We start from the raw sequence: 12,925 nt of genomic DNA on the forward strand, positions 1-12,925 counted from the left end.
CGTTGTCCCTCGTCGCGCACAGCCTCGACGTGATCAAGAGTTTGCAGGCGCCTTCAGGGGCCTACCCGGCCTCGCCCACCTTCTCCGCCTACCGCGGCTACTCCTGGCTGCGCGACGGCGCGTTCATCGCCGAGGGGGTGAGCAGGCACGGCGACGTGGCCGGCGCGGACGCCTTCCACGCCTGGTGCGCCCGGGTGGTCGGCGACCGCGCGGGCCAGGTGGACGCGCTGGTGTCCCGCGCGGAGCGCGGCGAGGCGGTCACGGCGGCCGAGATGCTGCCGACCCGCTTCACGCTGGACGGCGTGGACGGCGACGACGACTGGTGGGACTTCCAGCTCGACGGGTACGGCACGTGGCTGTGGGCGCTGCGCGAGCACGTCGTCCGGCACGGCGGGGCGGTGGCCGGCGTCGAGAAGGGCGTCAGGACGGCGGCCCGCTACCTGACCGCGTTCTGGCGGGTGCCCTGCTACGACTGGTGGGAGGAGCACGTCGAGCACCGGCACGTGGCGACGCTCGGCTCCATCCACGCGGGCCTGCGGGCCGCCGTCGCGCTCGGTGTGCTGAGCGCGACGGAGTCGGCGGCGGCGGCCGGGGCCGTCGAGGGCATCGCGGAGCTCGTGGCGCGCGAGGGTCTCGCCGAGGGCGGGCATCTGCGCAAGTGGCTCGGCAGCGACGCGGTGGACGGCAGCCTGCTGGCCTGCGTCGAGCCGTTCGGGCTGTACCCGGCCGGGCATCCGGCCGGCGAGGCGACGGTCGCCGAGGTCGAGCGGCAGCTCGCCCGCGACGGCGGCGTGTACCGCTACCTCGACGACACCTTCTACGGCGGCGGGCGGTGGCTGCTGCTGGCCGGGTTCCTCGGCTGGAACCACGCCCGCGCCGGGCGGCGGGACGAGGCCGTGCGTCACCTGGAGTGGATGGCGGCGCAGGCGACGCCCGAGGGCGACCTGCCCGAGCAGGTGTCGGACCTGCTGCTGGCCCCGGACCGGCGGCAGGAGTGGCTGGACCGGTGGGGCCCGGTGGCCACGCCGCTGCTGTGGTCGCACGGCATGTACCTGATCCTCGCCCACGAGCTGGGGGTGACGGCGTGATCCGGCATCGGCCTCATGGCTCGGGGCACCCGTACGCGGAGACGGAGGACCAGCGCGTCCCGGCCAGGCCGCTGGACGGCGAGAGCGTGGAGCTGCGGGTGCGCGCGTCGGCGCGGGTCGTCTCCGTGGTGTGCGACTGGTCGGTGGACGGAGCCGCGCCCGCCGAACTGCCCCTCACCAGAGGGGACGACCGCCCGCCCGCCGACGCGGCCGAAGGGACCAGCCCGGCGACCGGCGCGGTGGAAGGGGCCGGGGCGGTGGACGGCGGGCATCTGGCCGCGGCGCAGGCGCGTGCCGCCCGGGCCGCGGCCGGTTCCTGGGCCGTGCGCACCCCGGCCCTCCGGTCGGGCGCCCGCTACTCCTACCGCTTCCGCGCCACGACGGCCGACGGTGCCGGCCGTACCACCCGCTGGTTCGAGGTGACGGCGGCGACCTGGACGGACGCGGGCGGCAAGCTGGAGATCGCCGGCGCCGACCGGGTGGTGCCGGGCAGCGTGCGCTGGCTCGCCGACGGCGACGGCCCGCTGCGGGTGCGCTTCGAGCTGGCCCTCGGCCCGGACGAGCACGTGGTGGGCTTCGGCGAGCGCTTCGACGCCGTGGACCAGCGGGGCCGCACCCTCGACGCGGTGGTGTTCGAGCAGTACAAGGCGCAGGGCCGGCACGGCCGCACGTACCTGCCGATGCCGTACGCGATGGTGGTGGGCGGCCGGGAGAGCTGGGGCTGGCACGTGCGCACCTCGCGGCGCACCTGGTACGACGTCGGCGCGTCGCGCCCGGGCCGGATCGTGGTCGAGGCCGAGACCGGCCCGGACGGCGAGCTGGGCGTGCGCTTCTACGACGGCCGGCGCCCGGCGGACGTGCTGAACGCCTTCCTCGGCGACGTGGGCCGCCCGGCCGAGCTGCCGGAGTGGGTGTTCCGGTTGTGGGCCAGCGGCAACGAGTGGAACACCCAGGAGCGCGTGCTGGCCGAGATGGACCGGCACCGCGAGCACGGCATCCCGGTGGGCGCGCTGGTCATCGAGGCGTGGAGCGACGAGACGACGTTCACGGCGTTCCGCGGGGCCGAGTACGAGCCGTCGGAGGAGCCCCACCGGCTGGCCGACTACACCTTCCCCGCGGGCGGGCCGTGGCCGGATCCCAAGGGCATGGTGGACGAGCTGCACCGCAGGGACGTCAAGGTGCTGCTGTGGCAAATCCCGCTGCAGAAGATGCGCCCGCACCCCCGCCACCAGGCTGCTGTGGACGCCCGGCAGCTCGCCGAGCGCGGCTACGGCGTGCGCGAGGCCGACGGCCGCCCCTACCGCAACCGGGGCTGGTGGTTCCCGCTGGCGCTCATGCCCGACCTGTCCTCCCAGGAGGTCCGCGACTGGTGGACGGCCAAGCGCCGCTACCTGGTCGAGGAGGTCGGCGTCGACGGGTTCAAGACCGACGGCGGCGAGCACGCCTGGGGCCACGACCTGCGCTACGCCGACGGGCGTGACGGCGCGGCGGGCAACGGGCTGTTCCCCGTGCACTACGCCCGCGCGTTCGGCGACCTACTGCGTGCCTGCGGCAAGGCGCCGGTGACGTTCAGCCGGGCCGGGTTCGCGGGCTCGCAGCCGCACGGCGCGTTCTGGGCGGGCGACGAGGACTCCACCTGGGAGGCGTTCCGCTCCTCGATCAGGGCCGGGATCACGGCCTCGGCCTGCGGGATCGTGTACTGGGGCTGGGATCTGGCGGGCTTCTCCGGGCCGGTGCCGGACGCCGAGCTGTACCTGCGGGCGGCGGGGGCCTCGGCGTTCATGCCGATCATGCAGTACCACTCCGAGTTCAACCACCACCGCACGCCCGCCCGGGATCGCACGCCGTGGAACGTGGCCGCCCAGAGCGGGGACGAGCGGGTCGTCCCGGTGTTCCGGCGGCTGGCCGAGCTGCGGGAGCGGCTGGTGCCGTACCTGGCCGAGCAGGCGCGGGCGGCGACGGCCGGCGGCGCGCCGCTGATGCGCGGCCTGTTCTTCGACCACCCTGACGATCCCGGGGTGTGGCGGCACCCGCTGCAGTTCCAGCTCGGCGACGCGCTGCTCGTCGCGCCCGTGACCGAGCCCGGTATCACCGGGACGTCCGTCTACCTCCCTGAGAGACAGGGCGGCTGGGTCGACGTCTGGACCGGGCGCGAGCTGGCCGGCGGGCGGACGGTGAGCCTGCCCGCCGACCGGCTCGACCGCCCGCCCGTGTTGTGCGCGGCGGAGCACTGGACCCGTCTCTCCCCTGTGTTCACCGTTTGAGAGGAGCACCCGCCCCATGAGTTGGTTACGGTCGGCCGGCACCGTCACGGCGCTCGTCCTGCTCGCGTCCCTGGTCGCCGTCCCCGCCTTCGCCCTGGACGGCGTCCACCACAATCCGACCGGAATCGACGACCTGTACTCCAGCGAGCCCACCGAACGTGTCCCGCGCGACCCGATGGCCGGGGAACCGGTCCAGATCAACGCGACGACCTGGCCGGTCGAGCCCGGCCAGACCGTCTGGGTCACCTGGACCAGGAACGGGGTGAGCCAGACCCCGGTGGGCGCCGCCTGGGACCACAACAGCGGCGACAACAGCTACTGGAAGATCAACCTCGGCACGTTCGCCCGGGGCGACAAGATCTCCTACACGGTCAACGCCGACGTGAACGGGGGCGGGCAGCGCAGCACCGGCCCGTTCGCGTTCACGGTCACCTCGTGGAGCACGGTGACGAACGTGACCGGCTTCACCGACAACGGCACGTCGGTGGACGTCACGACCGGTGACAGCGCGGGGAGCTTCACCCCGAAGATCCGCTTCGCCTTCCCCGCGCTCGACCGGTTCCGCACGCAGATCGCCCCCAGCGGCTCGGGGCTCGGCATCTCCGGCGTCTCCGGGTACACGGTGGCGAACTCGGCGAGCACGCTGACGATCTCCACGAGCTCGCTCGTCCTGAAGATCCAGAAGTCGCCGTACCGGCTGTCGGTCTACAAGGGCGACGGGACGACGCTGATCACCCGCCAGTACGACCCCGCCGTCTTCCGCACCATCGGCTGGGCCAGCGACGGCGCCACCACGATCACGAAGATCGAGGACCACTTCCTGTCGCCGGCCGGAGAGCGCTTCGAGGGGTTCGGCGAGCGTTACGACCGGCTCGACCAGCGCGGCACCGACGTGCACAACTACGTCTACAACCAGTACAGGGACCAGGGCGCCACCCGCCGCACGTACCTGAGCGTGCCGTTCTTCCTGAACTCGGCCGGGTACGGCGTGCACGTCACCGGCACCCGCTACGCGATCTTCAACCTGGGCACGCACCTGAGCGACCTGGCCGGCTTCACCGTGGACACCGGCGGCGGGCTGAACTCGACGCTCGACTACCACTTCTTCGCCGGCGCCCCGGCCGACATCGTGGACGACTACACGGCGGTCACCGGGCGGCCCCAGCTCCCGCCGAAGTGGGCGTTCGGGGTGTGGATGTCGGCCAACGAGTGGAACACGCAGGCCGAGGTGACCGCCGAGCTGGCGAACGTGACGGCGTACCAGATCCCGCACACCGCGATGGTGCTGGAGCAGTGGAGCGACGAGGCCACGTTCTACCTGTGGCACGGCGCCACGTACACGGCCAAGCCCGGCAGCGGCAAGCCGGCCTACGGCGACCTGACGTTCCCGCCGGGCAGCGCGTGGCAGGACCCGAAGGCCATGGTCACCGACGCGCACGGCAAGGGGATCAGGATGATCCTCTGGCAGATCCCGGTGCTGAAGGAGAACTTCGACAGCAACCCGCCCGCCGCGCCGCAGCAGCACCTCAACGACAAGGCGTACGCGCAGGCGCAGGGATACCTCGCCAGGAACGCGACCAACGGCCCCTACCGCGTGCCGTCCGGCCAGTGGTTCGGCGACAGCATGATCCCCGACTTCACCAGCGCGGCCGCGACGAACTGGTGGATGAGCAAGCGCGACTACCTCATCGACGAGGTCGGCGTGGACGGCTTCAAGACCGACGGCAGCGAGGCCGTGTTCGGCAGGGGCGTGCAGTTCGCCGACGGCCGCAAGGGCGACGAGATGCACAACGCCTATCCCAACAGCTACACCGGCGCCTACAACGCCTACGTCAAGGGCAAGCAGCCCGACGGCACGATCTTCAGCAGGGCGGGCACGACCGGCGCCCAGACGACGTCCATCTACTGGGCGGGCGACCAGAACTCCAGCTTCTCCGCCTTCCAGGAGGCGGTGCGGGCCCAGCTCAGCGCGGGGCAGTCGGGGGTGCCGTACACGGCGTGGGACCTGGCGGGCTTCACCGGCGACTTCCCCGGCGCCGAGCTCTACCTGCGCTCGGCGGCGCAGGCCACGTTCTCGCCGATCATGCAGTACCACTCGGAGAAGGCCAGCCCCGGCGTCTCGGAGGCCCGCACCCCGTGGAACGTGCAGGCCCGCACCGGCGACACCGGCGTGGTGCCCGCCTTCCGCAAGTTCGCCAACGTGCGGATGAGCCTCATCCCGTACCTCTACACCGAGGCCAGGGCGAGCTCGGCGACGGGCGTGCCGATGATGCGGGCCATGAGCTTCGCCTTCCCCGGTGACGCGGCGGCGGCCGGGCACGACCAGCAGTACCTGTTCGGCTCGCAGCTCCTCGTGGCGCCGATCACCGCGCAGGGCGCCACCTCCAAGAACGTCTACCTGCCCGCGGGCGAGTGGTACGACCTGTGGAACGGCGGGCGCTTCACCGGGCCCGGCACCAAGACGTACAACGCGGGCCTGGACAGCATCCCCGTCTACGCCAGGCCGGGCGCGATCATCCCGCTCAACCTCAACGCCGACTACCAGCTCGGCGGCCAGATCGGCAACAGCGTGGACACCTACCAGAACCTGACCTTCCGCATCCATCCCGCGGGCTCGACGTCGTACGCCTACTTCGAGGACGCGGCGAACGCCACCCGCACGATCACCTCGGCCGAGAACTGGGCGGCGCACACGGTGGCCGTCACCGTGCCCGCGCTCACCACGACCGGCACGCTGCAGGTCGCGAGCACGAAGCCGGCGTCGGTGACCGGCGCCACAGCGCGGGCGAGCCTCGCCGCGCTCAAGGCCGCCGCCGAAGGCTGGTGGTGGGACCCGGTGCAGCAGCTCACCCACGTCAAGCTGGCGAGCGCCGCGGCGAGCCGCACCGTCACGCTCAACGGCGTGGACAAGGCGGCCTACGAGTCGGAGTTCGCCACCGGCACCGGGACCTCCGCCAACACCGACCACCCCGGCTACACCGGCACCGGCTTCACCGACGGGTTCGCCACCTCGGGGGACGCGGTGACGTTCCACGTCAAGGCGGACGCGGCGGGCAGCCACCGGCTCGTCTTCCGCTACTCCACCACGGTGGCCGCCACCCGGACGATCTACGTGGACGGCGTCGCCGCGGGCACGCTCTCGCTGCCCGCCCAGCCCGGCTGGGACACCTGGGGCACGGCCACGCTGACCACCTCGCTCACCGCGGGCGCCCACACCGTCAAGATCGCGTACGACGCCTCGAACACCGGTGGGATCAACCTCGACAACCTGGTGGTGGCCCGGCCATGAAACGCTCGCTCGTCCTGCTGACCGCCCTGTTCCTGCCCCTGCTGGTGGCGCCGCCCGCGCAGGCGGCGGTCCAGCGGGTGCAGTTCACCAGCGGCTCCACCTACCTCATCGTGGAGCTGCTGGACGACGACCTGGTGCACTTCGAGCTGGCGAGCGGCACGTCGCCGGGGACCGGCTCTCCCCTGTTCACCACGCCGCAGGTGGCCAGGACCGACTACCCGGGCCCGTCCGGCTTCAGCCAGTCGGGCAACACGCTCACCACGGCGGCCATGAAGGTCGAGGTGACGACCGGCACGCTGTGCGTGAAGGTGTCCGACCCGGCCCGGCTGCTGTACGAGGCGTGCCCGCGCAACCTGACCCAGGCGTGGAAGGGCCTGACGATCACCAAGGGGTCGATGCAGCACGCGTACGGGCTGGGTGAGCAGTTCTTCACGGGCGGCAGCGCCGACGGCGACTGGGTGGGCCGCACCCGCTCCCCGGGCGGCCCGTACGGCAACGCCATGGTGTTCGACGGCGACAACGGCCCGGTGGGCAACGCCCAGATCCCGGTCCTGTTCGCCGTCGGAGCCGCCAACCTCAACTACGGCCTGCTGCTCGACCAGGTCTACAAGCAGGAGTGGAACCTGACCGCCGACCCGTGGACGGTCGACACCTGGGGTGACCAGCTCAGGTGGTACACGATGACCGGCCCCGACCTGCCCGACCTGCGCAGGGACTACATGGAGCTGACGGGCCGGCCGCCGGTGCCGCCGAAGAAGGCGTTCGGGATGTGGGTGTCGGAGTTCGGCTACGACAACTGGGCCGAGATCGACAACCGGCTCGCCGGGCTGCGCGCGGCGGCGTTCCCGGTGGACGGCTTCGTGCTCGACCTGCCGTGGTTCGGCGGGGTGACGGCCGGCTCCGACAACACCAGGATGGGCTCCCTCACCTGGGACACCACCGCCTTCCCCAGCCCGGCGGCCACCATCGCCGACTACCAGGCGAACAAGGGCGTCGGGCTGATGACGATCGAGGAGTCCTACGTCGGCAGGAACCTGCCCGAGCACGCCGACCTGGCCTCCCGCGGGTATCTGGTCCGGGCCGGGTGCGCGGGCTGTACGCCCGCGTACCTGACGACCAACGACTGGTGGGGCCGGGGCGGCATGATCGACTGGACCCAGGACGCCGCGGGCGACCACTGGCACGCCGTCAAGCGGCAGCCGCTGATCGACGCCGGGGTGCAGGGCCACTGGCTGGACCTCGGCGAGCCGGAGATGTACGACGCCGGCGACTGGACCTCCGGCGTGCTGCCCGGCAAGCACGCCCACGCCGACTACCACAACGTCTACAACCTCAAGTGGGCCGAGAGCATCGCCCGCGGCTACGCCTCCGGCAGCAAGCGCCCGTTCATGCTGGCCCGCTCCGGCGCGGCGGGCATGCAGCGGCACGGCGTGGCCATGTGGTCGGCCGACATCGGCTCGAAGCTGACCGCGCTGGCCCAGCAGCAGAACGCGCAGCTGCACATGTCGATGTCGGGCATCGACTACTACGGCTCCGACATCGGCGGCTTCCGCAGGGAGATGCTGAACTCCGACCTGAACGAGCTCTACACGCAGTGGTTCGCCAACGGCGCCTGGTTCGAGGTGCCGGTGCGCCCGCACACGGAGAACCTGTGCAACTGCGCGCAGACCTCACCGGACCAGATCGGCCACACGGCCAGCAACCTCGCCAACCTCCGGCAGCGCTACGAGCTGACGCCCTACTACTACTCCCTCGCCCATCGGGCCCACCAGTTCGGCGAGCCCGTGGTGCCGCCGCCCGCGTACTACCACCAGAACGACCTGACCCTGCGCGAGGCCGGCCACGAGAAGCTCATCGGCCGCGACCTGCTGGTCGCGGTGGTGGCGGGCGCGGGCGAGCGTGAGCGCGACGTCTACCTCCCCGCCGGCACCTGGTACGACTACGCCACGGGCGAGAAGCTGACCAGCACCGGCCAGTGGTTCACCGACCGGCCGCTGTGGGTGAACGGCGTCTTCCGGCTGCCGGCCTTCGCCCGGGCGGGCGCGATCCTGCCGAAGATGCACGTGGACGACAAGACCATGAACGTCACGGGCAGGCGCACCGACGCCACCACCCGCAACGAGCTGATCGCCCGGGTCCACCCCGACACCGCCGCCACCGGCTTCACCCTCTACGAGGACGACGGGGCCTCGACGGGTTACCGGACCGGCGCCGTCCGGACGACGCAGATCAACCAGCAGCTCACCGGCGCCACGGCGACCGTCACCGTGGCCGCCTCCAGCGGCACCTACACCGGCGCGCCCGGCAGCAGGCAGAACGTCATCGAGCTCGTCACCGACACCCAGGCCTCGGCCGTCACGCTGAACGGCGGCCCGCTCACCCAGCACGCCACCAAGGCGGGCTTCGACGCGGCGGCCAGCGGCTGGTACAACGCGGGCGGCAACGTCGTCGTCGCCAAGTCGGCGGGCACGGCCGTCACGACGGCCAAGACGTTCACGTTCACGCTCGGGCAGGCGCCGGTGTCGGCCACGTTCACCTGCCACAACGGCACCACCACGCCCGGCCAGTCGGTCTACGCGGTCGGCAGCGCGCCGCAGCTCGGCGCCTGGTCGGTGGCCAGTGCCGTCAAGCTGTCGCCGACCGCCTACCCGACCTGGACGGGCACGATCGGCAAGCTCCCGCCCGGCGCCACGATCCAGTGGAAGTGCGTCAAACGGCAGGAGGCGAACTTCCCCGACACCGCCGACCAGTGGCAGCCCGGCGGCAACAGCTCGCTCACGACGCCCCCGAGCGGCAGCGCCGGCACCACGACCGGCACGTTCTGACCGGCGGCTCGCGACGGGGCCCTGCCCCCTCGCGAGCCGCCGCGGAAAGCCCGGCTGCCCGTCCCCGAGGACGGTGAACGTCGACCACGGCTCGGGCGTCATGAAGGGCTCGTTCAACCTCAAGACCGGCCCGTACGCCGCCTGCGGGAACGTCGCCAGGCTGCGGGCGGGCCAGGTCCTCTACTTCCACCGCTGGACCCCTGAACAGGTACGGCAAGCACTGGGTGTTCGCCCGCGTCAAGGGCACCGGCACCCACGGCTGGATGAGCCTGGACAACCTGCGCTCGGTCAAGAACAGCCGCCCGACCTTCTGCCCCGGCGAGGACCACCGGGACGGGTGACGGATCACCGATCCGAACAAAACGGACAAATGCATACAAACCGGATTGGCTGGGTAGGACTACCGGTCTAGGGGATCGATTGCCCACCCCGTGAGGGCGCCCCTGCCGCGTGAGCGGTCGGGGGCGTTCTCGTGCGCGCGGCCCACCGGACTCCGCTAACGCGCGGCGGGCACCACGACCTCTTCCGTGTCCTTGGCGCGGGTCGCCCAGAGGTAGACCAGCGCGCCGGCGAACAGCAGCAGCGAGGTCCACTGGTTGATCCGCAGGCCCAGGAGCAGCACCGCGTGGTCCACCCCGCCGACCGGGTCGATCCGCAGCCCCTCGATCCAGAACCGCCCGAACGTGTAGCCCGCCACGTACAGGGCGAACAGGCGGCCGTGGCGCAGCGTGAACCGCCGGCCGGCCAGGATCAGCGCGAAGCCGAGGGCCGTGCACCACAGTGACTCGTACAGGAACGTCGGGTGGTAGAGCACGCCCGGCTCGCCGCCGTGCGCCTGGTCGATCTCCAGGCCCCAGGGCAGGGTGGTGGGGCTGCCGTACAGCTCCTGGTTGAACCAGTTGCCCCAGCGGGCGATCGCCTGCCCGAACGCGATGCCGGGCGCGACCGTGTCGGCCACGGCGCCCAGGGACAGCCCCCGGCGGCGGCAGGCCAGCCACACGCCCACGCCTCCCAGGGCGACCGCGCCCCAGATGCTGAGCCCGCCTTCCCAGAGGAACAGCGCCTGGTAGGGCTCCTTGATCGCGCGCGGGCCGAAGTAGGTCTGCCAGTCGGTGATGACGTGGTAGAGGCGGGCGCCGATCAGGCCGAAGATCACCCCGGGGAACGCGACGTCGCCGATCAGGCCCTTCTCGCCGCCGCGGGCGCGCCAGCGGCGCTCGCTCAGCCAGATGCCGAAGCCGATCGCGACGATGAAACACAGGGCGTAGGCCCGGATCGGGATGAATCCGAGGTCCCAGGCCCCTTGGGCGGGGCTCGGTATCGAGGCGAGGCCCATGGTGGAGAGCGTAGCCATGGCGGGCGGCCGGACGGCTAACGATTGGGGATCGTTTCACCGCCCTGATAAAACGTTTCCACGGATTGACAGGTGCTTTGAACCCATGCTGCTATTCCATCGGATAGTAAACGGTTCAACCCTCTGGAGCCCCCCATGACGATGACGGCACGAGATCGACGCGGCAGGACCCGCCGCCTGAAGGCGCTGACGCTCTGCGTCCTGACCGCTCTGGCCCTGGGCGCGGCGGCGTCCGCCCCGGCCCTGGCGCAGGCCGGGGCCTCCGGCGCGGGCCCGGGAGCGCGGGTCATGGAGCGGCTCGACCGCGGGGTGGTGGCCGTGCGGTCGGGCGAGCGGGAGGTGCTGGTGAGCTGGCGGCTGCTCGGGCTCGACCCTGAGCGCCTCGGCTTCGACGTCGAGCGGTCCACCGACGGCGGGCCGTACCGCAGGCTCAACCGAGGGGTGCTGACCGGCGGCACCAACTACGTCGACGCCACCGCCGACCTGAGCAGAACCAACCGCTACCGCGTACGGCCGGTGCTCGACCGCCGGCCGCAGGCCCCCAGCAGGGCGTTCACCCTGACGGCCGGCCACGCGGTCGAGCCGGTGGTGCGGGTGCCGCTGCGCCCGGGCGGGCGGATCAAGTTCGTCTGGGTCGGCGACCTCGACGGCGACGGCGCCTACGACTACGTGCTGGACCGCCAGACCGTGCCGCAGAAGCTGGAGGCCTACCGCGGCGACGGCACCTTCCTGTGGGAGATGGACCTCGGCCCCAACAGCACGAACCAGAACAACATCGAGGGCGGCTCGGCCACGATCGACGTCGGCCACAACGACGGCGTCACCGTCCACGACCTCGACAGCGACGGCCGCGCGGAAGTGGCCGTCCGGGTCGCCGACGGGGTGACCTTCGGCGACGGCAGCAAGCACACCGAGAGCGACGACGTCCGCCAGTCCATCGCCATCCTCGACGGCCGGACCGGCGCCCCCAGGGCGGTCGCGCCGGTGCCGGACGACTACCTCGCCGACGGGCCGATGTACGCCCGCTTCGGCGTCGGCCACCTGGACGGCAGGACGCCTTCGCTGGTCGCGTACATGAAGAACCGCATCGGCAGCGGCGACTTCAACCTCATGTACACCGCCTGGAAGTTCGACGGCCGCTCGCTGACGAACCAGTGGAAGTTCCTGCGCGGCGACCAGGACCTCCCGGACGGGCACAACACCCGCATCGTGGACGTGGACGGGGACGGCAAGGACGAGGTCGGCGAGATCGGGTTCCTGCTCAACGGCGACGGCACCCTGCGCTACAGCCTCGCCCCGCAGGGGATCATCCACGGCGACCGCTGGTTCATCGCCGACATCGACCCCGCCCGGCCCGGCCTGGAGGGCTACGGCATCCAGCAGGACCACCCCGGCGGCCTGCTCGACTACTACTACGACGCCGCCACCGGCGCCATGATCTGGAAGCACACCACCGAGGCGCCCGGCGCCGACGCGGGCCGCGGCATGGTCGCCGACCTCGACCCCCGCTTCCCCGGCATGGAGACCTGGTCGATCAACGGCGAGGTCAACTACGAGCAGGGCAGGCCCAACGGCCTCTACAACGCCGCCGCGAACCGCCTCGCCGAGCCCGACACCACCAGGCAGCCCTGGCCGCACATGGGCGTGTGGTGGGACGGCGACCCGCTGCGCGAGCTGTTCAACGCCGACCCCTTCCCCGACCGGCGCGACGCCCGCATCGAGAAGTGGGACCCGGCCGCCCCCGCCGAGCCCTGGGCGCTGCCCCGCGTGGTGACCACCTCGCAGTACGGCGCGGTCACCGCGCTGGGCAACTCGGTCTACCCGCACCTGGTGGGCGACATCCTGGGCGACTGGCGGGAGGAGGTGGTGCTGACCGGCGCCGGCTTCGACGAGCTGATCATCTTCACCACCGACCGGCCGACCGGCACCCGCCTCTACACCCTGGCGCACAACCCGGCCTACCGGAACGGCCTGACCCTCAAGGGGTACCTGCAGTCGAGCAACGTGGACTACTTCCTGGGCCACGGCATGACGGCGCCGCCCCAGCCGCGGATCAGGTACGCCGGTCCGCGCGGCTGAGATCAGGCCACCCGGCGGCGGCCCGC

The 12,925-nt window shown here is 72.0% G+C and carries 6 protein-coding genes; 5 read left to right on the forward strand and 1 reads right to left on the reverse strand.

Annotation, left to right across the window (positions count from 1 at the left end):
• Window positions 1-2 precede the first annotated feature (2 nt).
• From HD597_RS22995 to HD597_RS23010, 4 genes are read left to right on the forward strand one after another with little or no spacing between them, the layout of a single operon-like run.
• Window positions 3-1,088 (forward strand): glycoside hydrolase family 15 protein, encoded by a 1,086-nt coding sequence (locus tag HD597_RS22995; protein ID WP_253744747.1) that lies wholly within the window; start codon window positions 3-5, stop codon window positions 1,086-1,088.
• The gene (locus tag HD597_RS23000) at window positions 1,085-3,352 is read left to right on the forward strand and encodes a glycoside hydrolase family 31 protein (protein WP_253744748.1); all 2,268 of its coding nucleotides are present in this window, start codon (window positions 1,085-1,087) and stop codon (window positions 3,350-3,352) included. Before HD597_RS22995 ends, HD597_RS23000 begins: the two co-directional genes overlap by 4 nt.
• Window positions 3,353-3,368: 16 nt before the next feature.
• Window positions 3,369-6,641: a TIM-barrel domain-containing protein gene (locus HD597_RS23005; RefSeq protein ID WP_253744749.1), complete on the forward strand. Its 3,273-nt coding sequence runs from the start codon at window positions 3,369-3,371 to the stop codon at window positions 6,639-6,641.
• Window positions 6,638-9,466 (forward strand): TIM-barrel domain-containing protein, encoded by a 2,829-nt coding sequence (locus HD597_RS23010; RefSeq protein ID WP_253744750.1) that lies wholly within the window; start codon window positions 6,638-6,640, stop codon window positions 9,464-9,466. The genes HD597_RS23005 and HD597_RS23010 overlap by 4 nt, the downstream gene beginning before the upstream one ends.
• Window positions 9,467-9,962: 496 nt before the next feature.
• Here the strand turns inward: HD597_RS23010 and lgt are convergent, their stop codons facing one another.
• Complete coding sequence (lgt, locus tag HD597_RS23015; protein ID WP_253744751.1) at window positions 9,963-10,802, reverse strand: prolipoprotein diacylglyceryl transferase; 840 nt, start codon at window positions 10,800-10,802, stop codon at window positions 9,963-9,965.
• Window positions 10,803-10,955: 153 nt separating this feature from the next.
• Between lgt and HD597_RS23020 the strand changes: the two genes are divergently transcribed.
• Window positions 10,956-12,899, forward strand: coding sequence for a rhamnogalacturonan lyase family protein (locus HD597_RS23020; RefSeq protein ID WP_253744752.1), 1,944 nt, complete (start codon window positions 10,956-10,958; stop codon window positions 12,897-12,899).
• The last annotated feature ends 26 nt before the right edge of the window (window positions 12,900-12,925 follow it).

This window comes from Nonomuraea thailandensis (genome assembly GCF_024172165.1).
Taxonomy (GTDB): Bacteria; Actinomycetota; Actinomycetes; order Streptosporangiales; family Streptosporangiaceae; genus Nonomuraea; species Nonomuraea thailandensis.

Excerpts from the sequence above, each read along its gene's own strand:
- HD597_RS23005 (WP_253744749.1), top strand. The coding sequence starts at position 3,369 with ATGAGTTGGTTACGGTCGGCCGGCACCGTCACGGCGCTCGTCCTGCTC.
- HD597_RS23010 (WP_253744750.1), top strand. The coding sequence starts at position 6,638 with ATGAAACGCTCGCTCGTCCTGCTGACCGCCCTGTTCCTGCCCCTGCTG.
- lgt (WP_253744751.1), bottom strand. The coding sequence starts at position 10,802 with ATGGGCCTCGCCTCGATACCGAGCCCCGCCCAAGGGGCCTGGGACCTC.
- HD597_RS23020 (WP_253744752.1), top strand. The coding sequence starts at position 10,956 with ATGACGATGACGGCACGAGATCGACGCGGCAGGACCCGCCGCCTGAAG.